Raw genomic sequence first — 21,620 nt, 5'->3', positions numbered from 1 at the left:
ACGTACAACGTTCACACAGTGGTTGGGACGCTCCGGGCACAGAACCGGCCACGTCAGTCCGGCAGCGGCGTCAGCAGCATGCGGCCCGCGAAGCCCACCGCCGTGTCCAGCCGCTCGGTGAACTCCGCGGCCACGTCGGGGAGTCCGCGCAGCGCCCACAGCGCGCGGGCCGCGGTCCAGGTGGCGTCCCGCGCGCGCTCCAGGCTCCACGCGCCGAGCAGATGGGTGAGCGGGTCGGCGATCTGGAGGAGGTCGGGGCCCGGCATCAGATCTTCGCGGATGCGCTCCTCCAGCGAGACGAGGAGGTCGCCCACGCGGTCGAACTCGTCCTCCACGTCGACGGGTTCGCAGTCGAGCGTACGACAGGTGTCCACGACGGCGAGCGCCAGATCGTGCCCGATGTGCGCATTGATGCCCGCCAGCGCGAACTGCAGCGGTCGTACACCGGGATGCCGTCGATACTGGAACAGCGGGCGCCAGCAAGCGGGTGGACGGCGTTCGGCGGCCACCGCGTCGACCGCCCGCAGATAGCGCTCGGCGAACCGCACGTCCAGCGTGATCGCCGCGCCCGCGTCCGCGAACCGGCCGGTGTCGATGCCCCGGTCGACCGCCTCGGTGACGGCGAGGTAGACACGGTTGAAGACCGCGATCCCGTCCCGTTCCGGAAGCGCCTCGTCCAGGGCGCGCATCCGGGAGAGGACGGCGTCGACGGGAGTGACGAACTGTTCCAACTGCGGCATGCACGCAGGTTCCCAGGCCTAGGCTGGCCGAAGTGCAGGCGGGACCGAGGCTTCCCCAGAACGAGGGAACGGGACCGCCGAGGGGGAGGGATCCACTGGTGGCGGGCTCACGTGCGGACCGCCTGGCCGAACGCAGGGCCCGGCGCAGGCGCGCCGCCCGGCGCAACGGCATGGTCGCGGCGGCCTCCGTCGTGGTCGCCGTCGGCACCGCGACCGGGATGATCTCCGCGCTCGACGACGGCCGGGGCTCGGACGAGGCCCGCCTCGAAGTGACGGAGTCCCCGGAACCCCAGCCCGTGGCGCCGTCCCCGTCCCCGTCGCTCTCCGCGTCGGCCTCGCCCTCGCCCTCCCCGAAGAAGAAGGCGAGCCCCACGCCCTCGCCGACGAAGACCGCGAAGAAGCAGGAGAGCGCGCCCGTCTCCACCCGCCTCTACCGCCACCCCGACTCCCAGGTCCTCGAATGGGTCCGCGACAACCCCGGCGACCCGCGCGAGAACGTCATAGAGTCCCGCATCGCCGACCAGCCGGCCGCCGTCTGGTTCGCCGACTACACGCCGTCCACCATCACGTCACGCGTGCGTGCGGTCACCTCGGGCGGCGCGGCACAGGGCCGGGTGCCGGTGGTCGTGGCGTACGCGATCCCGGACCGCGACTGCGGAGGGGCCTCCGAGGGCGGGGCGCCGGACCTCGACGCCTACGACGCCTGGATCGACAGGTTCGCCGCCGGGCTCGGCTCCGGCGAGGTCGTCGTGATCCTGGAGCCGGACTCGATAGCGCAGTCCGAGTGCCTCTCCGACGGCCAGCGCGCCGACCGCTTCGCCTCGTTGGCCCGCGCCGGGCGCGCCTTCAAAGACGCGAACCCCAAGGCCCGGGTCTACTTCGACGCAGGGCACTCCGGCTGGCACCCGGCCGCCAAACAGGCCGAGCTGCTCCGCCAGGCGGGCGCCGCCTCGGCCGCCTCCTCCGACGGCGTCTTCAGCAACGTCTCCAACTTCCACCGCACCGCCGACGAGATCGCCTACGACCGACAGGTCCTCGACGCCCTCGGCGGCCCTTCGAGCCTCGGCGCCGTCATCGACACCAGCCGCAACGGCAACGGCGCCCCGGCGGACGGCGAGTGGTGCGACCCCGACGGCCGCAAGCTCGGCCGGACCCCGACCCTGACCACCGGCGAGGCCCGTATCGACGCCTATCTGTGGGTGAAGCTGCCGGGGGAGTCGGACGGCTGCAAGGGCTCACCGGGGACGTTCACCCCGTCGTACGCCTACGACTTGGCCTCGTCGTAGGACGAGTCGGTCTCCTCGTAGGACGAGGTGCCCGAGTCCAGCAGCGGCTCCTGCGTCTTGAGATGGGCCGGGGCGAACGCCCGCAGCGCGTGAAAGCCGGTGATGACGACCAGCGTGCCCAGCGCGATACCGCTCAGCGAGAAGGTGTCGGTGAACTTCATCGTCACGTTCCCGACCCCGATGATGATGCCCGCCGCGGCCGGCACCAGGTTCAGCGGATTGCGCAGGTCCACCCCGGAGTTGAGCCAGATCTGCGCGCCGAGCAGCCCGATCATGCCGTACAGGATCACGGTGATGCCGCCGAGCACCCCGCCCGGGATCGCGGCGACGACCGCGCCGAACTTGGGGCACAGGCCGAAGAGGAGCGCGAAGCCGGCGGCGGCCCAGTAGGCGGCCGTGGAGTAGACGCGGGTCGCGGCCATCACGCCGATGTTCTCCGAGTACGTGGTGTTGGGCGGACCGCCGACCGCCGTGGACAGCATCGAGCCGATGCCGTCGGCCGAGATGGCGGTGCCGAGCTTGTCGTCCAGCGGGTCGCCGGTCATCTCGCCGACCGCCTTGACGTGCCCGGCGTTCTCGGCGACCAGGGCGATGACGACGGGGAGGGCGACCAGGATCGCCGACCACTCGAAGGACGGCCCGTGGAAGGTGGGCAGCCCGATCCAGTCGGCCTGGCCGACGGCGGAGAGGTCGAGCCGCCAGTGGTCGGTGAGCTTGCCGCTCGCGTCGACCGAGTGGATCCGCCCGAAGATCCGGTCGAAGGCCCACGAGACGCCGTATCCGAAGACCAGTCCGAGGAAGATCGCGATCCGGGACCAGAAACCACGCAGACAGACGACCGCCAGACCGGTGAACAGCATGACCAGCAGGGCGGTCCACTGGTCCTGCGGCCAGTAGGTGGAGGCGGTCACCGGCGCCAGGTTGAAGCCGATCAGCATGACCACCGCACCGGTGACGATCGGGGGCATCGCCGCGTGGATGATCCGCGCCCCGAACCGCTGCACGGTGACACCCACCAGGAACAGCGCGATGCCGACCACGAAGACCGCGCCGGTGACGGTGGCGCTCGTACCGCCCTGCGCGCGGATCACGGCCGCGACGCCCACGAAGGACAGCGAACAGCCGAGATAGCTGGGCACCCGCCCGCGCGTGGCCAGCAGGAAGATGACCGTCGCCACGCCGGACATCATGATCGCGAGGTTGGGGTCCAGTCCCATCAGGACCGGCGCCACGAACGACGCCCCGAACATCGCCACCACGTGCTGGGCACCCAGCCCGACCGTACGCGGCCACGACAGCCGCTCGTCGGGGCGGACCACCGCTCCGGGCGCCGGCGTGCGTCCGTCGCCGTGCAGTTTCCAGCCGACGCCAAGATCCATGGTGCGGTTCCGCTTTCCTCGTACGGGCGATGTCCGGACCATTGTCAGGGAGATCCGCCCAGGTCACCGCCCCGGGGGCCGGTCGGGGGTGAGCGTCCGCTTAGGATGAGGAGACCCCTGTCGTCCGTCCCTGGAGCACCACCCGTGACCGCCGAAGCCCCGATCGCCCCCGCCCTGTCCTACGGCCGGCTGATCCCGGTCACCGTCCACTTCGACGACCTGGACGCCCTCGGACTGCTGCACAACGCCCGCTACCCGCTCAAGGTCGAGCAGGCCTGGACCGAGCTGTGGCAGGAGTACGGCATCCACTTCGACGGCGACTGGGTCGCGGCCGGCGACGCCTGCAACGCGGTCAAGGAACTCCGGATCAGCTACGAGACCCCGGTGACCAGGACCGGCACCTACGCCGTCCACCTCTGGCTGGAACGGCTCGGCAACACCGGCCTGACGTACGGCTTCCGGTTCTGCTCGCAGGACGGCTCGGTGACTTACGCGCGGGGCGCCCGCGTCCTGGTCCGGCTGGACTTCGAGACGATGCGCCCCACGTCATGGTCGGACCGGTTCAGGACTGCCGGTCAGGAACTGCTGCGGCCGGCGGACTGACCTTCGGCCGGTCGCGGTCACCCGCGCGCAGGACCCCGGCGAAGGCCACCAGGCCGCTCGCCAGCACGGTCACCAGGACGAACGACACCAGCAGGCTGGTCGCCTGGGCGATGGTGCCGATCGCGCTGGGCGCGACCAGACCCGAGGTGTACGTGATCGTCGCGACACCGGCGATCGCCAGGCTCGGGTTGGGACCGCTGCGGCCCGCGGCGGCGAAGCACAGCGGGACGACCACCGCGATCCCCAGCCCCATCAGCGCGAACCCGCTCATCGCGAGGGCCGGATGGTTCGCGAGGACGATCAGCAGACCGCCGAGCGCGGCGAGGACACCGCCGGCCCGGACCGTGCGCACGGACCCGTACCGGTCCACGATCCGGTCCCCGGCGAGCCGGGAGATCGCCATGGTGAGCGTGAAGCCCGTCGTGCACGCCGCGGCGAGCCCCGCCGAGGTCTCCAGCTGGTCCCGCAGATACACCGCCGACCAGTCCAGGCTCGCGCCCTCCGCGAACACCGCGCAGAACCCGACGGCACCGATGAGCAGCGCCGACTTCGGCGGCAGCGCGAACCGCGGCGGCGGCTCCTCGTCCTCGGCGGGCTGGAGGTCGAGGACCCAGCCGCAGGCCAGCAGGCCGAGCGCGGTGAGGACGGCCGCCGCCAGCGCGTGGTGCAGCCGGGCGTCCGAGCCCAGATGCGCGGCGAGCGTGCCGGCCGCCGAGCCGACCAGGGTGCCCACGCTCCACATGCCGTGCAGGCTCGACATGATCGACCGGCCGAGCCGGCCCTCGATCTCGACGCCGAGCGCGTTCATCGCGACGTCCGCCATGCCGGCGGTCGCCCCGTAGACGAAGAGAGCCAGGCACAGGGTCAGCAGATTCGGCGCGAGGGCGGGCAGCACCAGGGCCAGCGTCCACAGCGAGAGGAGACCCCGCAGGGCGTTCCGCGCGCCGAAGCGGTGGCTGATGCTCCCCGCCAGCGGCATCGCGACGGAGGCGCCGAGCGCGGGAAAGGCGAGGGCGAGCCCCAACTGCCCGGCGCTCACCGAGGCATGGTCCTGGATCCACGGCACACGGGTCGCGAACGAGCCGGTGACGGCGCCGTGCACGGCGAAGACGGCCGCCAGCGCGTACCGCGCCCGCCTCACCTGTCCCTGCTCGTCCACCACTTCGCTCATTCTCCCGCCCCTTCGCGGTCTCCGGACCCGTACGGCGACGTAAACTATCAGGGACCCTGCCTGATAGATAGAGGATTAAAGGTCACAGGCCCGCGGCGGCCGCCCTCGCCGATGCCGACCGCCGATCTGGAAGGATCCCGGCATGCCCGCTTCCCCCAGCACCGCCCGGGCCATCAACGACCGGCTCGCCCTGCGACTCCTCCAGCGGGAAGGCCCGTTGACGGCGGGCCGGCTGAAACAGCTCACCGGCCTGTCCCGCCCCACCATCGCCGACCTCGTCGAACGCCTCATCGCCGCCGACCTGATCGAGGTGGTCGGCGAATCGGGCGAACAGCGCCGCGGTCCCAACGCGAAGCTGTACGGCATCGTCGCGGACCTCGCCCATCTGGTGGCCCTCGACGTCCGCATGGAGGGCGTCTCCGTCGTGGTGTCCGACCTGCTGGGCCGGGTCCTGGCGGAGGCCTCGGTGCCGATCGGCGACGACACGGGCACCGGGCCCGCCGTGGAACAGGCGGTGGCCCTGGTCGAGCGCACCGCCAAGGAGGCCGGCGCCGACCGCCTCCACACGGTGGGGATCGGAGCCCCTGGCCTGATCGACCCGGCCACGGGAGAACTCCGGAACTCGACCGGCCTCCCCGAGTGGCACCGCCGCCTGGTGGCCGCACTCCAGGAACGCCTCCCCGAGGCCCAGGTGCACATCGAGAACGAGACCAACCTCGCGGCGCTCGCGGAGCAACGGGAGGGAGCGGCGGCGGACCACGACACCTTCGTCCTGCTGTGGCTGGGACACGGCACCGGCGCGGCGGTGGTCCTGGACGGCACACTGCGCCGCGGCGCCTCCGGAGGCACCGGCGAGATCGGCTTCCTGCCGGTACCGGGGACGGCGGGGCTGCCGTCGGCGACGGCGTGCGACGGCGGGTTCCACTCGCTCGCGGGGTCGGCGGCGATCGCTCAACTGGCGGGGGAGTACGGGGTGACGGGCGCCGCGGAGGGCGCCGAGCCGCCGGCGGCGGCACTGGTGAGGGCGGGGACGGAGGGTTTCCTGGATGCCCTGGCCGATCGAATCGCCGTAGGGGTCAGTTCTGTTGTGGCTGTGCTGGACCCGGGGTGCGTGGTCCTGGGGGGCGAGGTAGGACAGGCGGGCGGGGAGGGTCTCGCCGCGAGGGTGGAGCAGCGAGTCCGCCGGATGTCACCGCTGCCGACGGAGGTACGCCCCAGTGTTCTGGGCGGTGGAGCGGTACTGCGGGGTGCGCTGCTCACGGCGAGGGACAGAGCGCAGGACGACTTGTTCGCGCCCCGCTAGGGGCGCTTTTAAGGGGCGCGGGGCGGTATCTGGTGTGCGGCTACCGCCGCGCGGGCGCGATCAAGCCCCACCGGCCCGCAGATACTCCTCAAACGTCCCTTTTCCTACAGCCCGCTCCGGCACCAAATGCCCACCCGCCCGAAACGCGCGATACGCCTTCCCGAACAACCGCACCTTCACCACAGCCCGCTTACGACCACTCGCCTTCAGATAGGCCCGAGCCAGCGATTCAAACGTCCGCACCTCAGGCCCACCCATGTCCGCCACCCGCCCCGCAGGAGGCGCCGCCGCCAACTCGGCCATCCGTTCCGCGACTTCGGCCACCTCGATCGGCTGATCGGACACCCCCGCGGGCACGAACATCACCGGCACCTTCGACACCGCCCGGAACAACCGCACCACCAGATCGTGAAACTGCGTGGTCCGCAGCACGGTCCACCCCAGCCCCGACCCCTCGATCTGCTTCTCCACGGCGAGCTTGACCCGGTAGTACGGGAACGGCACTCGATCGACGCCCACGATCGAGATGTAGACGAGATGCGCGACCCCCGCCCGCTCAGCCGCCGCGATCAGATGGGCCGCCGCCTTCTCGTCCCCACCGGTCTGCGTGGTCGCACAGTGCACCACCGTGTCCACCCCGGCCAGAGCCGCGTCCAGCGCAGGACCCCCCTCCCGCAGATCAACGGCGTACGGCTGGGAGTGCCGGCTCAGCACGCGCACCTCGTGCCCGTCCGCCCGCAGCCGTTCGGTGACGAGCCGGCCGAGCGTTCCGGTGCCGCCGGTCACCAGGATCGTGGTCATGCTGTTCAGCCCCTTCGGACGCCGGACGCCCCCGTGCGGAGCGCCCCTCGTCAGCTGGGACCGAGTACCCCCTGCGAAATGTGACAGCCGACTACGAACCGACGAGCTGACCCCGTACGAACTCCAGCTTGTCCGGGTTCAGCACCGCCCGCAGATCGCCGATCAGCCCGTCCCGTACATCGAAGGTGAGCACGGCGGCCAGCGCGTCGCCCACCCACATGGCGAGCCCGAGCCCGCCGTTGACCTCGGCCGTCTCGATCCGCAGATCCGTGCCCCACTTCCGGAGCGCGCCCAGCGTGAAGCGGATGACCTTGTCGCGCCCCTCGACCGGCCGCAGGGCGGCGGACACCTTGCCGCCGCCGTCGCTCCACCAGGTCACATCGGCCGCGAGCAGCTTCTCCAGCCCGCCGAGATCGCCCTCCCGCGCCGCCGTCACGAACGACGCGACCAGTTCCTCCTGCCGCTCCCGCGCGGCCGTGAACCGCGACTCCGGCTCGCCCACCCGCTGTACCGCCCTGCGGTGCAGTTGACGGCAGTTGGCCTCGGTCAGGTCGAGTACGTCGGCGATGGCCCGGTAGTCGTAGGCGAATGCCTCCCGCAGCACGTACACCGCGCGCTCGGTGGGCGTGAGCCGCTCCAGCAGGACCAGGACCGCCATCGACACCGCGTCCCGCTGCTCGGCGGATTCCAGCGGGCCGAGCGTGCCGTCGGAGGTGACGACGGGCTCCGGCAGCCAGCTCCCCACGTACTGCTCGCGGCGGGCCCTGGCCGAGGTCAGCCGGGTGAGGCAGAGGTTCGTCACGACTTTGGCGAGCCAGGCGCCGAGGTGCTCGATGCCGGCCCGGTCGACGCCGCTGAAGCGCAGATAGGCGTCCTGGACGGTGTCCTCGGCCTCCTCCGCGGAGCCCAGCAGGCGATAGGCCAGGCCGAACAGCCGGGGACGGTGGCTCTCGAACTCGTCGGCGATCGCGCTCGTCATACGGTTCACCCTGCCAGAGGACAGGTCGCCCGGAAGCCGCGGGCGCGGGTGATGAGGGGCCCGGCGGCGGGCAAGGGCCGTCGTCACCGCCGCCGGGCCGGTCCATGGTGATCCAGAAAGGACTAGACCAGAGACTCCTACAGGTGGGGGCGGCTTGAGAAGTCCAGTGACAGCACCTGTGAGCCACTCCACACAACTCACCCGTATGGACCTCGATCAGCCGTGGCACACTGGCTCTGTACCAGAAGCAGCGCACTCCGGGGTCGGTGAAAGTCCGAACCGGCGGTTACAGTCCGCGACCCGACCGCTTCCAGCGGCCGGTTGACCAGGTGAAATTCCTGGACCGACGGTTAAAGTCCGGATGGGAGGCAGTGCGCGGCGGGCGGGCATTCGTGCGCGCCGCCGTATCCACTCGTCCGAAGGGACGGGTCCGTCCGGCGTCGCCCCCAGTGCTCCTGCCCGTTCATTCTGTCGTCATCGACAGCCCCGGAGTCCGTGCCCCTATGTGGCAGGAGGACCCGGGAAGTGTTCACCGGAATCGTCGAAGAGCTGGGCGAGGTCACGGCCGTCGAGGACCTCGGCGATGCCTGTCGCTTCCGACTGCGCGGCCCCGTGGTGACCGAGGGCGCGAAGCACGGTGACTCCATCGCGGTCAACGGCGTCTGCCTCACCGTCGTCGAGCACGAGGGCGACGAGTTCACCGCCGACGTCATGGCGGAGACGCTCGTCCGCTCCAGCCTCCGCACCCTGACCGTCGGCTCGCGCGTCAACCTCGAACGCCCCACCGCCGTCGGCGCCCGTCTCGGCGGCCACATCGTGCAGGGCCATGTCGACGGCACCGGCCAGGTCCTGGAGCGCAAGCCGTCCGAGAACTGGGAGATCGTGAAGGTCTCCCTCCCCGCGGACCTCTCGCGCTACGTCGTGGAGAAGGGCTCCATCACCGTCGACGGCATCAGCCTCACCGTCGTCGAGGCCGGCCCCGACTACTTCACCGTCAGCCTCATCCCGACCACCCTCGACCTGACCACACTCGGCCACAAGCAGCCCGGCGACCCGGTCAACCTCGAGGTCGACGTCGTCGCCAAGTACGTCGAGCGGCTGCTGGCGAGCACGCAGGGAGCGGGCAAGTGAACTCGCTGAACTCCGAGGCCTTCACCCTCTTCGACCAGCACATCCTCTGGTCGGACATGATCGGCAACATCACCGGCCTGATCGCCCTCGCCCTCGGCTGGCGGCGCTCCATCTGGAGCTGGCCCGTCCAGTTCCTGGCCGGACTCATCCTCTTCGGCGCCTTCTACGGCCATCTGACCGGCAGCGCGGGCAAGCAGGCGATCGTCATGGTCGTCGCCCTGTACGGCTGGTGGCAGTGGAACCGCAACAAGGGCCAGGACGGCAAGGGCCACATCACCCCGCGGTTCGCCACCTGGACCGAGCGCGGTGTCATGGTCGGCGCGGCCGCCGTCGGCACCGTCGCCGTGGCGCTGCTCTTCAAGGCGTACCCGAGCCTGTCCTGGGACCCTTGGCCGGACGCGTACATCTTCGTAGGCACGATCGTCGCCATGTACGCCCAGGCCCGCGGCATGGTCGAGTTCTGGATCGCCTGGCTCCTCGTCGACGTCGTCGGCGTCCCCCTCAACTTCGCCAACGGCTACGCCTTCTCCGGCTTCGTCTACGTCATCTACGGCGCGCTCGTCCTGTGGGGCATGCGCGACTGGTGGCTGCGCTCCCGCCAGGGCACGCGGCCCGCTCTGGAAGGAGCGCCCGCATGAGTACGGCACCGATCCTGTACAGCACCGACGGGTTGGAAGACCTCGCGCTCGACCCGGTCGAGCAGGCCATCGCCGACATCGCCGCCGGCCGCCCGATCGTCGTCGTCGACGACGAGGACCGGGAGAACGAGGGCGACCTCGTCGTCGCGGCCGAGAAGATCACCCCCGAGATCGTGGCCTTCATGATGAGCGAGTGCCGCGGCCTGATCTGCGCCCCCATGGAGGGCGACGAGCTGGACCGGCTCAAGCTCCCGCAGATGGTCGACGACAACACCGAGCAGATGAAGACGGCGTTCACCGTCTCCGTCGACGCCTCCGGCGCCCACGGTGTGACCACCGGCATCTCGGCCTCCGACCGCGCCACCACGCTCCGGCTCCTCGCGAGCGGTGACGCCGAGGCGAGCGACTTCGTCCGCCCCGGCCACATCTTCCCGCTGCGCGCCCAGCCCGGCGGCGTCCTGGTCCGCAACGGCCACACCGAGGCCGCCGTCGACCTCGCCCGCCTCGCGGGCCTGCGCCCGGCCGGAGCGATCGTCGAGATCGCCGGCGAGGACGGCCGCATGCTGCGCCTGCCCGAGCTGATCCCGTTCGCCCGCAAGCACGGCCTGACGATCATCTCCATCGAGGACCTGATCGCCTACCGCCGTACCGCCGAACCCACCGTCCGCCGCGAGGCCGAGGTCCAGCTCCCCACCTCCCACGGCGAGTTCACGGCATACGGCTACCGCTCCACGGTCGACGGCGTCGAGCATGTCGCCCTCGTGCACGGCGAGATCGGCGACGGCGAGGACGTCCTGGTCCGTATCCACTCCGAGTGCCTCACCGGCGACATCTTCGGCTCCGCCCGCTGCGACTGCGGCCCCCAGCTGAACGCCTCCCTGGACCGCATCCAGGCCGAGGGCAGGGGAGTGGTGGTGTACCTGCGCGGCCACGAGGGGCGCGGCATCGGACTGCTGTCCAAGCTGCGCGCGTACGAGCTCCAGGAGCGCGGCCGGGACACCCTCGACGCCAACCTGGAGCTCGGTCTGCCCGCCGACGCCCGGGACTACGGCGCCGGGGCGCAGATCCTGGACGACCTCGGGGTCCGCAGCGTGCGTCTGATGACCAACAACCCCGACAAGTCCGAGGCCCTCGTGCGTCACGGACTCAAGGTCAACGGCCGGGAGCCGATGCCCGTACAGGCGGGCGAGCACAACCTCCGCTACCTGCGCACCAAGCGGGACCGGATGGGCCACGACCTGCCCTGGCTGGACACAGCGCCTGTGTCCACGTGCAGCAACCAGTAACCACTAGGAGAGCGAAGAACGTGAGCGGCAAGGGTGCACCGGAGCTGTCCGTACGCAATGTGGGTGACCTGCGGGTCGCCGTCATCGCGGCGCAGTGGCACGAGAAGGTGATGGACGGTCTGGTGAACGGCGCCCTGCGCGCCCTGCACGACCTGGGCATCGACGAGCCGACCCTGCTGAGGGTCCCCGGCAGCTGGGAGCTCCCGGTCGTCGCCAAGGTGCTGGCCGGGCGGGGCTACGACGCGATCGTCGCCCTCGGTGTCGTCATCCGCGGCGGCACCCCGCACTTCGAGTACGTGTGCCAGGGCGTCACCCAGGGTCTGACCCAGGTCTCCGTGGAGACCGGTGTCCCCGTCGGCATGGGCGTGCTGACCTGCGACACCGAGGAGCAGGCCCTGGACCGCGCCGGAATCGAGGGCTCCAACGAGGACAAGGGGCACGAGGCGGTGACGGCGGCGGTGGCGACCGCGGCCACCCTCCGCTCAGTATCTGAACCGTGGCGCTGACGGACGGCGGGTGTGGCATAGGCTGAGCGTCACCATGTCCAATAAGACGTTCGAGGAGCTCTTCGCCGAGCTCCAGCACAAGGCCGCAACCGGCGACCCCGCCACCTCCCGCACCGCGGAACTGGTCGGCAAGGGCGTCCATGCCATCGGCAAGAAGGTCGTCGAGGAGGCCGCCGAGGTCTGGATGGCCGCCGAGTACGAGGGCAAGGAGGCAGCGGCCGAGGAGATCTCGCAGCTGCTGTACCACGTCCAGGTGATGATGGTCGCCCGGGGGATCTCCCTGGACGACGTCTACGCCCACCTCTGAGCCGTAGGCCTCGAAGGCACCCCGCACCCCAGCACCGTAAGAACGAACAAAGGAAGCCGACCTCATGCTGCGCATCGCCGTCCCCAACAAGGGTTCCCTGTCAGGCCCTGCGGCGGAGATGCTGCATGAGGCCGGCTACCAGCAGCGCCGGGAGTCCAAGGAGCTGCGGATCGTCGACCCGGAGAACGAGGTCGAGTTCTTCTACCTCCGCCCCCGCGACATCGCGATCTACGTCTCCTCCGGCCGCCTCGACATCGGCATCACCGGCCGCGATCTGCTGATCGACTCCGGCGCCAAGGCCGAGGAGATCCTCCCGCTCGGCTTCGCCCGCTCCACGTTCCGCTTCGCCGCCAGGCCCGGCACGGCGCACGGCGTCGAGGACCTCAAGGGCAAGACGGTCGCCACCTCCTACGAGGGCATCGTCGAGGGCCACCTCGCCGACGCCGGGGTCGACGCCTCCGTCGTCCATCTCGACGGCGCCGTCGAGACCGCCATCGAGCTCGGTGTCGCCGAGGTCATCGCGGACGTCGTCGAGACCGGCACCAGCCTGCGCAACGCGGGCCTGGAGGTCTTCGGCGAGCCCATCATGAAGTCCGAGGCGGTCGTGATCCGCCGCACCGACGCGGACACCTCCTCCGAGAACGAGCCCAAGGTGCAGCAGTTCCTGCGCCGCCTCCAGGGCGTCCTCGTGGCCCGGACCTACGTGATGATGGACTACGACTGCCGGGTCGAGCAGCTGGAGAAGGCCGTCGCGCTGACCCCGGGCCTCGAATCCCCGACCGTCTCCCCGCTGCACAACGAGGGCTGGGTCGCCGTCCGCGCGATGGTCCCCGCCAAGGAGGCGCAGCGGATCATGGACGACCTGTACGACATCGGCGCACGGGCCATCCTGACGACGGCCATCCACGCCTGCCGTCTCTGAGAGGCCGAGCGGTCATGTCCGATCTCCCCGCCCTCCCCGTCACCTTCCGGCCGGGCCGCACCCGGGCCGTCCTGCTCTCCGCCGCCGTTGCGATCTTCGTCACGATCACCGTGATCGCGCTGCTCCTGGAGAAGCTCGGCCCCGGTGAGCGCCTCAGCTTCGTCTTCACGGCGGCGCTCCTCGCCGGAGTCCTGGCCCTGCTCGCGCGCGTCAAGGTGGTCGCCGACGAAACCGGCGTCACCGTCGTGAACATCGCAGGCAAGCGGCGCCTCGACTGGGCCGAGATCATCCAGGTGAACCTCCGGCCGGGTGACCCCTGGGTGTTCCTCAACCTCAGTGACGGCACCAGCCTGCCCGCCCTCGGCATCCAGCCCGGCATCGCCAAGCAGCAGGCCATCGCCGACGCCCGCGCCCTGCGGACGCTCGTGGAGGCCCATTCCTCCACAAGGGATCTGCCGTAGAGGGCCATGTCTTGATTAATCTGTTGGCGGAGGCGTTTTTCGTGACGCCTCCGCCGCTGATGTTCCTGCCGGAACCTCAGCGGCCCACTGCTATCCGAGGAGTGATTCCCTCCAGCGATGGACGGATCGTCCTGTAGTACCTGCGCCGCCCCCTCCCGACATACCGAGGCGGCGGCATGACCATCCCCCTGCTGCTCCTGGCAGCCGCCTTCCTGCTGATCCTCGCCAACGGCTTCTTCGTCGCCGCCGAGTTCGGCCTCGTCACGGTCGAACGGCCGGACGCCGAGAAGGCCGCAGCCGAGGGCGACAAACGCGCCCGTACGGTCGTCGAGTCGCTCAAGGAGCTCTCCTTCCAGCTCTCCGGCACCCAGCTCGGCATCACCATCACCTCCCTCGTCGTCGGCATGCTCGCCGAACCGGCGCTCGCGGAGCTGCTGCGCGGCCCCTTCACCGCGATCGGCATCCCCGAGGGGGCGTCGTCCGGTGTCGCCGTCGTCGTCGGCATGCTGCTGGCGGCGGCCGTCCAGATGGTGGTCGGCGAACTCGTGCCCAAGAACTGGGCGGTGTCCAAGCCGCTCCAGGTCGCCCGCTTCGTGGCCGGCCCGCAGCACGCCTTCGCGCGGCTGTTCCGCCCGGTCATCGCCGCGCTGAACGCCGTCGCCAACCGTCTCGTCCGGGCCCTGGGCGTCGAGCCCACCGAGGAGCTGGCCTCCGCCCGCACCCCCGGCGAACTCGTCTCCCTGGCCCGGCACTCGGCCCAGGCCGGCGCCCTGGAACAGGACACCGCCGACCTCTTCGTACGGACCCTGTCGCTTGCCGAGCTGACCGCGCAGCACGTCATGACCCCGCGTGTGAAGGTCAGCTCGCTCCAGGCGTCCGCGACCGCGGAGGACGTGGTCAACCTGACCCGCGCCACGGGCCTGTCCCGCTTCCCGGTCTACCGCGAGAAGATCGACGAGATCGTCGGCATGGTCCACCTCAAGGACGCGCTCGCCGTCCCCACCCACGACCGGCTGCGCACTCCGGTCGGCAGGATCGCCCGCCCGGCCCTCCTCGTCCCGGAGACCCTCCCGGTCCAGCCCCTGCTGGCCCGGCTGCGCAGCGAACAGCCCATCGCCGTGGTCGTCGACGAGTACGGCGGCACGGCCGGGGTGGTCACCCTGGAGGACATCGTCGAGGAGATCGTCGGCGAGGTCCGCGACGAGCACGACGGCCAGGACGTCCCCGAACTCGCCGCCGCCCCGCCGGAGGACGGCCGCCCCGCCTGGGACGCCGACGGCAGCTGCCGGGTCGACATCCTCCAGCGGATAGGCCTCGATGTGCCCGAGGGTCCGTACGAGACGGTCGCCGGGCTGGTCGCCGACCTGCTCGGCCGTATCCCGGCCGTCGGCGACCGCGCCGAACTCCCGGGCTGGCGGCTGTCGGTGCGCCGCGTCGGGCACTACCGCGCCGAGCGGGTCCGGCTCGTCAGGACGGGTGTCGTCGTGGAGGCTGCCCGATGAGCGTGCTCCAACTCCTGTTCGCCGGGCTGCTGGTACTGGCCAACGGCTTCTTCGTCGGCGCCGAGTTCGCCCTCGTCTCCGTCCGCCGCAGCCAGATCGAGCCCCTCGGCACGGCCAGGGCCCGTCAGGTCCTCTACGGCCTGGAGCGGCTGCCCCAGATGATGGCCGCGGCCCAGTTCGGCATCACCGTCTGCTCGTTGACGCTGGGCGCGGTGGCGGAGCCGACCGTGGCGAAGCTCCTGGAACCGGTCTTCGAGTGGATCCACCTGCCGCACGGCATGATCCACCCGCTGGGCTATGTGATCGCCCTGGCGGCGGTGGTCTTCTTCCACCTCGTCATCGGCGAGATGGTCCCGAAGAACCTCGCGATGGCCGCCCCGGAGAAGGCCGCGCTGTGGCTGAGCCCCGGCCTGGTCGCTTTCGCCCGCCTCTGCAAGCCGATCACCCTCGCCCTCGGCGCCGTCGCCCAGGGCATCCTGCGGCTCTTCCGCGTCGAGCCCAAGGACGAGGTCGAGGCGGTGTTCACCAGCGAGCAGCTCAACCGCCTGGTGGAGGACTCCGGCCAGGCCGGCCTCCTCGACCCCGAGGAGCAGGAACGCCTGGAGGACGCCCTGGAGCTGGGCTCCCGCCCGGTCACGGACGTCCTCCTGAAGCGCGACTCCCTGGTGACGGTCGGCCCCTCGGTCACCCCGGGCCAGGTCGTGGAGCTGACGGCCCGCACCGGCTACTCCCGCTTCCCGGTCGTGGCCGAGAACGGCGCCTTCATGGGCTACCTGCACGTGAAGGACGTACTGGACCTGGAGGAGTCCGAGCGGGCGGTGCCGCAGCAGCTGTGGCGCCCGATGACGACCCTGCGCTCCGAACTCCCGCTGGACGACGCCCTGACGGTCATGCGCCGCGCGGCGACCCACCTGGCCCAGGTCGCGGACGCGTCCGGCAAGGTGCTGGGCCTGGCGGCCCTGGAGGACGTACTGGAACTGCTGGTGGGAGAGGTGACGGATCCGGCGCACCGGGAGGTGCCGGAGGTCAAGGTCACCGAGCCGAGGGCGAGCGGAGCTCCGGAAGAGGCGCTGGCCAAGTAGTACGGCGCGGGGGCCGTTTCCGTCACATCGCCGACGGATCCTGCGGCCCCCGCCCCGACAGAACCTCCCCGTACGCCTGCATAAGGTCCGGCAAGCGCAGAGTCGACAAGTCGTCCCGCGTCAGCATCCCCGGGTAGGTCGACAGCCGAAGATCCCGGTACGCGCAGCTCTTCTCGTAGAGCGTCCGCAGGAACCGCCCGTTCCCCAGCTCGTCGATCCACCCCTGGTCCACTACATGCCCGGCGATCGACCGCAGCTCGTCGAGGGCCTCCTCGTCCCACACGTCACCGTTCTCATGGGCCAGCACCTCGCCGATGGAGGTGAGTTCGAGGGGCCGGTACGACGGGAAGTCCACCCGGGTCGTGAAGCGCGACGAGAGTCCGGGGTTCGCGGCCAGCAGCCGGTCCATGCCCTCGGGATAGCCGGCCAGGATGACGACCAGGTGATCCCGGTTGTCCTCCGCCCGCTTCAGCAGCACCTGCAAGGCTTCGTCGCCGTACGCGTCCCCCTTGCCGTAGCCGGAGTTGGAGAGCGAGTACGCCTCATCGACGAAGAGGACCCCGCCGATCGCGGAGTCGATGAGTTCGTTGGCCTTCACGGCGGTCTGCCCGAGGTACTCGCCGACGAGGTCGGCCCGCTGCGCCTCCACGAGGTGGTCGCCGCCGAGGAGGCCGAGGGCGTAGAAGACGCGGCCCAGGATGCGGGCGACGGTGGTCTTGCCGGTGCCGGAGGGGCCGGAGAAGACGAAGTGCCGCTTGGGCGGCTGGACCGGCAGGCCCTGTCCGGCGCGCAGCCGTGCCATGTTCAACTGGGCGGACAGCGCCTTGACTTGGCGTTTCACGGGCTCCAGGCCCACCATGCGCTCCAGTTCGGTGAGCGCCTCCTCGAGTAAGACGGGGTCGGTGGGGCCGGCGGGCAGCGCCTGGTTGGGGATCACCTTCTCGCGGACCGAGGGGTCGCCCACCGAGGGCAGCGGGCCGCCCGGCGGCAGATCGGGCTCGGGGAACTTGAGGTCACGGCCGTCGGCGCCGCCGAAGAGCGGGTCGAGACCGTCCGGTCCCTCCAGGACGTCCTGGGCGCCGGACAGCGCGATCGAGGCGAGGTCGGCTGCCGCGTCGTCGTATCCGTCGCCCTCGGCGATCGCGGCGAGCCGGGCCGAGGTGTCCATGAAGGCCGGGTCGACGCGGTGCACCGCGCGGTAGAGGGGGAGCGCGGCGGCGGAGCGGCCGGTGCCCTCATGTGCGCGGGCGAGCCAGTAGCGCAGTTCCTTGCGCTGGGGCTGTTCGCTGCGACAGCGCATCAGGGCCGCGGAGAGCAGCGGCTCCGCCTGGCCGAACATCTCCAGGCGCACCCGGGCCATGCCGCCGAACAGGCCCGCCTCGATACCCAGCAGGGGGTCGTCGATCAGCGGGTCGGTGTGCCGGACCAACTGGTCCCAGTCCTTGACCAGATAGGCCCGGCAGGCGTGCAGGAAGCGCACCTGCGGATCGGTGTCCACCGGCGGCAGTCCCGCCAACGCCCGGTCCAGCTCCGGGACATGGCGTCCGTCCAGCCAGTGCGAGGCGTGCGCGAGCAGCAGATCGCGCGGGCTCTCCAGCACCGGCTGCACCCACCAGCCCAGCCAGTACCAGGAGTTGAGGGTGCGCCGGTGCCGGGCGCGCTGTTCCCCGAAGCGCTCCCGGTGCCGGTGCATCCGCAGCAGCGCGGTCGTCGTGTCGACGCGCAGCGCGTGCAGACCGAGCCAGCCGTCGGCCATCCCCGGGTCCATCCGCACCGCGGCGCGGAACTCCTCCTCCGCCTGCGGATAGGCGCCCATCGTGTAGGCATCCACACCTCGCAGCCAGGCGAGGTCGGCCGGGGCCTGCGGGCCCTGCGTGCCGAAGTCCATCACGTCCCCCACAAACCGTGCCCCCGTTGGTTCGCCGTCGGGCCGTCGCCCGCGACTGCCTTGATCGAACCGCCTTGCTGCGGACCGGAGTTGCAACGGTGCGCAGAGCCGCCGTCCGAAGGTCGCACCGAGGGCATCGTACCTGCGGGGGTGCGGCCCATCGAAGGGTGCCGCACAGGCCGTTTGGCGAGGTGGGAGCAGATGGGGCGCACTCGGGACGGTGACCGAGGGTGAGCGAATCGCACCTCATGGCGTCCGGAAAAAGGAGTTGAGGGCAGAACGAAGCCCCCGATCACGGGGGAACAACCGGGGGCTTCGCGTCTGAGGGCGGCTTCGAGAGGCCGCACATTGAGAACGTAAGTCCTGTACGGCCCACCGGTCAAGCCGAGTTGAAGCACTCCTGGAAGTTCGACGGCGGGAGTCTTCACAAGTTCAGCACATTGCGGATGGTCCGTCACCCTGAGTGATTCCGTGGTCCGGTCCAACGGTTCCGGCGGGCCCCGGCAGCACCTCGTACCCCTTCTCTCGCTGCCGCACCAGAAGATCGGCGAAGGGGCGCGAGGGGTCCTCGGAGAAGTGTTCGAGCTCGGCCCGGACCCACCCGGCCCAGAAATCCCGCTGCTCCTCCCCGTCCCGCGAGCGGCCGCGCGTCCAGGACTCCTCGTGGGGCAGCTCCATCCACAGCAGCCGGGCCAGGTGCGGGCGCAGGGCCCGGCGGCCCGCGCCGACGCCCTCGACGAGGATCACGGGCGCCGGAGGCAGCGTGCGCGGCGGGCCGAAGCGGCGGGTGTGCCAGTCGTAGGGGGCGTAGTGCGCGCTCTCGCCGCGGCTCAGCGGCTCGACGACCTGGGTGAGGAGCCGGCCGGTCCAGTCGAACAGCTCGTCGTGGCTCGCGATGTCGTCGAGGTGCAGTACCGGGGCGTCGCCGAGGGCCGCGGCCAACAGCGCGGCGAACGTGGACTTGCCGGAGCCGGCGTGGCCGTCGACGGCGATCAGCCGGACCGGGCCGCAGGACGGGGGGAGCCGGCGGAGGTGGTCGGCTAGGGCGTGCATGGCCGGTTCCTGTGGCTTTCACGAGTCGGACAGGGGTGATCAGCACCTTAACCGCGGCCTGGGAGCCCCGCCGCAGGTCATGCCAGTGGTCCAGTCCCATATTCATGGGCGTGGCATGGCCCGAAGTGCTGGCATGACCATGCGGCTTTGGCCATAGTTGGCGCACAACAGGGCAGTGGACCTGCCCGGACTCGGACAACTTGGGGGTCATTCCGCCCATGAGCAGAGCCGAACAGCCGTCCCGCAGAACCGTGCTGGCCGCCGCGGTCGCCGCCGCGGTGGCCGGAACCCCGGGGGTCGCGGCCGCCGCCGACAGCGCGGAGCCCGACCAGGCCTCCGCCCGACTCGTCGACAACCACTTCTGGACGTCGTCCACCGACTGGCGCGGCGGCCTCACCAAGGGCGCCCGCGCCGTCGCCGGTGCCCGGCCGGGCGTGGTGATCGGCGCCGCCGCGGGCACCGTCGACTACACGGACCCGCACACCGGGAAGACGGCCGCCTGGGAGTACGCGACCTGGACGTCCCCCGTCCACAAGCTCGCCGTCCCCGCCACCGAGGCGATCGCGTCCTGGAACGCCCACACCCCGGACGGCACCTGGCTCCAGGTCGAGCTGAAGGGCACGTACTCCGACGGCACGGACACCCCCTGGTACGTCATGGGCCGCTGGGCCGCCGGCGACCAGGACATCCGGCGGACCTCGGTCGACGACCAGACCGACGACAAGAGCAGCATCTGGACGGACACCTTCGCGATCGACGACCCGGCCACGGGCCTGCGCCTCACCTCGTACCGACTGCGTCTGACCCTCTACCGCAAGCCGGGCACGAGGAAGACCCCCACCGTGTGGCGGCTCGGCGCGATGGGCTCCGACATCCCGGACCGCTTCACCGTCCCGGCGTCCACGCCCGGGCTCGCCCAGGAGCTGCTCGTCCCGCGCTACTCGCAGGAGATCCACGCGGGCCAGTACCCCGAGTACGACAACGGCGGCGAGGCCTGGTGCAGCCCCACCTCCTCGCAGATGATCATCGAGTACTGGGGCGGCCGGCTCACCCCGGAGCAGCTCGCCTGGGTCGACCCGACCTACGCCGATCCGCAGGTGTGCCACGCGGCCCGCTACACCTTCGACTACCAGTACGCAGGCTGCGGCAACTGGCCGTTCAACGCGGCCTACGCGGCCACCTTCGACGGGCTCCAGGGCGTGGTCACCCGGCTCGGCTCGCTCACCGACCTGGAGACGCTGATCGCGGCCGGGATCCCGGCCATAACGTCCCAGTCCTTCCTCAAGGAGGAGCTGACGGGCGCGGGTTACGGCACCTCCGGGCATCTGATGACGGTGATCGGCTTCACCGCCGAGGGCGACGTGATCGCCAACGACCCGGCCTCGCCCGGCGACGACGCCGTGCGGCGGGTCTACAAGCGGGCCGAGTGGGAGAAGATCTGGCTGCGGACCAAGCGGTACAACGCCAGCGGCAAGGTCGTCTCCGGTACCGGCGGCGTCTGCTACCTCTACTTCCCGGCGCGGCCGACCGCACGGCAGTGCAAGGCCCTCGCGGCGGTGGGCGTGCGCTGAGTCACACACCGGCATCGACCAAGGCCCCGGGAAACCGGGGCCTTTCCGCTGTGACCGACGTCTCTGCCGCAAAAGCCCCGGTCAGTGGCAAGGTGGACACATGACTGCGAACTCAGCCACCGCCACCCGCGTCCGCACCGGCGGCCCCAAGGAAGACGGCCCGAAGGTCCTTGAGCACGTCATGGGCTGGACCCTCGTCGTGGTGGTCGCGATGCTCGTGACCCAGCTCGGCCTGCTGTGACCTGACCGATAGTTGACCTGACATACTGCGGGTGTCCCGCCGCTGCCCGTTGAGACCAGGGTCGAAATTGAATATCAGCCAACAGCGCGACGCCGCCCGTCCCCGGGCGCGCGGAACAGAGCGTTCGGTGGCACGCCGCGCCGAACTCATCGCCATCGGGCGGAGGTTGTTCGCCGACACGTCGTACGACGCGCTCTCCATGGACGACATCGCCCGCCAGGCGCATGTGGCCAAGGGGCTGATCTACTACTACTTCCAGTCCAAGCGCGGCTACTACCTGGCGATCATCCAGGACTCCGTCGCCGACCTGGTCACCTTCGCGGCGAGCGGTGCCCAACTGCCCCAGGTGGACCGGGTCTCCCGCACGATCGACAGCTATCTGCGCTTCGCCGAGCACAACCAGGCCGCCTACCGCACCGTCGTCAGCGGCGGAGTCGGCTTCGACGCCGAGGTGCACGCCGTGCGGGACGGCGTCCGCGAGGCGATCGTCGCGACCATCGCCGACGGGGCGTACGGCCGTACCGACATCTCACCGCTGGCCCGCATGGGCCTGTTCGCCTGGGTGTGCAGCGTCGAGGGCGCCACGCTCGACTGGATCGACGGCCCGCCCCAGCTCTCCCGCGACACCATGCGCGAACTCCTGGTGAAGACCCTCGGCGCCTCCATGCGCGCCATCGAGGAACTCGACCCCGCCTACCCGGCCCCGGCACCGGCCCGCCGCGACACCTGATCCGGAGCGGCGGAATGGGGCGGAGGCTCGTGGTCCCCCG

At 70.9% G+C, this 21,620-nt stretch carries 22 protein-coding genes and 1 riboswitch; of the genes, 15 read left to right on the top strand and 7 right to left on the bottom strand.

Translation table 11 applies throughout. The annotated features are described in order from the left end of the window. Positions 1-53: 53 nt before the first annotated feature. Positions 54-740, bottom strand: a complete 687-nt coding sequence (locus ABZ928_RS42330; protein WP_361531461.1) for a DUF5995 family protein — start codon at positions 738-740, stop codon at positions 54-56. Between the two features lie 170 nt (positions 741-910). On the opposite strand from ABZ928_RS42330, the gene ABZ928_RS42325 reads away from it, so the two are divergent. Beyond that, positions 911-2,026, top strand: a complete 1,116-nt coding sequence (locus ABZ928_RS42325; protein WP_361531927.1) for a glycoside hydrolase family 6 protein — start codon at positions 911-913, stop codon at positions 2,024-2,026. On the opposite strand, the gene ABZ928_RS42320 is transcribed toward ABZ928_RS42325, so the two are convergent. Beyond that, complete coding sequence (locus tag ABZ928_RS42320) at positions 2,005-3,405, bottom strand: solute carrier family 23 protein (RefSeq protein ID WP_361531458.1); 1,401 nt, start codon at positions 3,403-3,405, stop codon at positions 2,005-2,007. The two genes, ABZ928_RS42325 and ABZ928_RS42320, sit on opposite strands and share 22 nt — an antisense overlap. A gap of 144 nt (positions 3,406-3,549) precedes the next feature. Here ABZ928_RS42320 and ABZ928_RS42315 point away from each other — a divergent pair, with 144 nt between their 5' ends. Beyond that, on the top strand, positions 3,550-4,008 hold the full coding sequence (locus tag ABZ928_RS42315) for a thioesterase family protein (RefSeq protein ID WP_361531455.1): 459 nt from the start codon (positions 3,550-3,552) through the stop codon (positions 4,006-4,008). Here the strand turns inward: ABZ928_RS42315 and ABZ928_RS42310 are convergent. Next, the gene (locus ABZ928_RS42310) at positions 3,968-5,179 is read right to left on the bottom strand and encodes an MFS transporter (RefSeq protein WP_361531452.1); all 1,212 of its coding nucleotides are present in this window, start codon (positions 5,177-5,179) and stop codon (positions 3,968-3,970) included. The genes ABZ928_RS42315 and ABZ928_RS42310 overlap by 41 nt on opposite strands. Positions 5,180-5,321: 142 nt before the next feature. Between ABZ928_RS42310 and ABZ928_RS42305 the strand changes: the two genes are divergently transcribed. Then, entirely contained in the window at positions 5,322-6,482 is a 1,161-nt protein-coding gene (locus tag ABZ928_RS42305; RefSeq protein ID WP_361531449.1) for an ROK family transcriptional regulator, read from the top strand. A gap of 60 nt (positions 6,483-6,542) precedes the next feature. Here ABZ928_RS42305 and ABZ928_RS42300 read toward each other — a convergent pair whose 3' ends face one another. Together ABZ928_RS42300 and ABZ928_RS42295 are read right to left on the bottom strand one after the other, a co-directional pair. Further along, positions 6,543-7,283, bottom strand: coding sequence for an SDR family oxidoreductase (locus ABZ928_RS42300; protein WP_361531446.1), 741 nt, complete (start codon positions 7,281-7,283; stop codon positions 6,543-6,545). A gap of 91 nt (positions 7,284-7,374) precedes the next feature. After that, positions 7,375-8,262, bottom strand: a complete 888-nt coding sequence (locus ABZ928_RS42295) for an RNA polymerase sigma-70 factor (RefSeq protein WP_361531442.1) — start codon at positions 8,260-8,262, stop codon at positions 7,375-7,377. Positions 8,263-8,510: 248 nt separating this feature from the next. After that, positions 8,511-8,641, top strand: a riboswitch (FMN riboswitch). Positions 8,642-8,787: 146 nt separating this feature from the next. Here ABZ928_RS42295 and ABZ928_RS42290 point away from each other — a divergent pair. The 9 genes from ABZ928_RS42290 to ABZ928_RS42250 all read left to right on the top strand — a co-directional run bounded on the left by ABZ928_RS42290 (position 8,788) and on the right by ABZ928_RS42250 (position 16,097). Next, a complete protein-coding gene (locus tag ABZ928_RS42290) occupies positions 8,788-9,393 on the top strand; it encodes a riboflavin synthase (protein WP_361531439.1) in 606 nt (201 codons plus the stop codon). Further along, entirely contained in the window at positions 9,390-10,031 is a 642-nt protein-coding gene (pnuC, locus tag ABZ928_RS42285) for a nicotinamide riboside transporter PnuC (protein ID WP_361531436.1), read from the top strand. The genes ABZ928_RS42290 and pnuC overlap by 4 nt, the downstream gene beginning before the upstream one ends. Further along, entirely contained in the window at positions 10,028-11,317 is a 1,290-nt protein-coding gene (locus ABZ928_RS42280; RefSeq protein WP_361531433.1) for a bifunctional 3,4-dihydroxy-2-butanone-4-phosphate synthase/GTP cyclohydrolase II, read from the top strand. The genes pnuC and ABZ928_RS42280 overlap by 4 nt, the downstream gene beginning before the upstream one ends. Before the next feature lie 20 nt (positions 11,318-11,337). Beyond that, a complete protein-coding gene (ribH, locus tag ABZ928_RS42275) occupies positions 11,338-11,823 on the top strand; it encodes a 6,7-dimethyl-8-ribityllumazine synthase (protein ID WP_361531430.1) in 486 nt (161 codons plus the stop codon). A 34-nt stretch (positions 11,824-11,857) separates the two neighbouring features. Continuing rightward, positions 11,858-12,130 (top strand): phosphoribosyl-ATP diphosphatase, encoded by a 273-nt coding sequence (locus ABZ928_RS42270; protein ID WP_055533705.1) that lies wholly within the window; start codon positions 11,858-11,860, stop codon positions 12,128-12,130. 64 nt (positions 12,131-12,194) lie between these two features. Then, on the top strand, positions 12,195-13,052 hold the full coding sequence (hisG, locus tag ABZ928_RS42265; RefSeq protein ID WP_361531426.1) for an ATP phosphoribosyltransferase: 858 nt from the start codon (positions 12,195-12,197) through the stop codon (positions 13,050-13,052). A 14-nt stretch (positions 13,053-13,066) separates the two neighbouring features. Then, positions 13,067-13,513: a PH domain-containing protein gene (locus ABZ928_RS42260; RefSeq protein WP_361531423.1), complete on the top strand. Its 447-nt coding sequence runs from the start codon at positions 13,067-13,069 to the stop codon at positions 13,511-13,513. A gap of 176 nt (positions 13,514-13,689) precedes the next feature. Continuing rightward, on the top strand, positions 13,690-15,015 hold the full coding sequence (locus ABZ928_RS42255) for a hemolysin family protein (protein WP_361531420.1): 1,326 nt from the start codon (positions 13,690-13,692) through the stop codon (positions 15,013-15,015). Further along, positions 15,012-16,097, top strand: a complete 1,086-nt coding sequence (locus ABZ928_RS42250; RefSeq protein WP_361531417.1) for a hemolysin family protein — start codon at positions 15,012-15,014, stop codon at positions 16,095-16,097. The genes ABZ928_RS42255 and ABZ928_RS42250 overlap by 4 nt, the downstream gene beginning before the upstream one ends. A gap of 22 nt (positions 16,098-16,119) precedes the next feature. Here ABZ928_RS42250 and ABZ928_RS42245 read toward each other — a convergent pair whose 3' ends face one another. Both ABZ928_RS42245 and ABZ928_RS42240 read right to left on the bottom strand, forming a co-directional pair. Further along, entirely contained in the window at positions 16,120-17,985 is a 1,866-nt protein-coding gene (locus ABZ928_RS42245; protein ID WP_361531414.1) for an AAA family ATPase, read from the bottom strand. A gap of 432 nt (positions 17,986-18,417) precedes the next feature. After that, the gene (locus tag ABZ928_RS42240; RefSeq protein ID WP_361531411.1) at positions 18,418-19,038 is read right to left on the bottom strand and encodes a hypothetical protein; all 621 of its coding nucleotides are present in this window, start codon (positions 19,036-19,038) and stop codon (positions 18,418-18,420) included. 218 nt (positions 19,039-19,256) lie between these two features. Here ABZ928_RS42240 and ABZ928_RS42235 point away from each other — a divergent pair, with 218 nt between their 5' ends. The 3 genes from ABZ928_RS42235 to ABZ928_RS42225 all read left to right on the top strand — a co-directional run bounded on the left by ABZ928_RS42235 (position 19,257) and on the right by ABZ928_RS42225 (position 21,580). After that, positions 19,257-20,609 carry a peptidase C39 family protein gene (locus ABZ928_RS42235; RefSeq protein ID WP_361531408.1) on the top strand — a complete coding sequence of 451 codons (1,353 nt, stop codon included), beginning with the start codon at positions 19,257-19,259 and terminating at the stop codon, positions 20,607-20,609. Between the two features lie 100 nt (positions 20,610-20,709). Further along, positions 20,710-20,850 carry an SCO1431 family membrane protein gene (locus tag ABZ928_RS42230; protein ID WP_361531405.1) on the top strand — a complete coding sequence of 47 codons (141 nt, stop codon included), beginning with the start codon at positions 20,710-20,712 and terminating at the stop codon, positions 20,848-20,850. A gap of 67 nt (positions 20,851-20,917) precedes the next feature. Further along, positions 20,918-21,580 (top strand): helix-turn-helix domain-containing protein, encoded by a 663-nt coding sequence (locus ABZ928_RS42225; protein WP_361531402.1) that lies wholly within the window; start codon positions 20,918-20,920, stop codon positions 21,578-21,580. Positions 21,581-21,620: the final 40 nt, after the last annotated feature.

The sequence above is a fragment of the Streptomyces sp. NPDC046909 genome (genome assembly GCF_040644695.1).
GTDB lineage: Bacteria > Actinomycetota > Actinomycetes > Streptomycetales > Streptomycetaceae > Streptomyces.
This window is presented reverse-complemented; position numbering and strand designations above follow the sequence as displayed.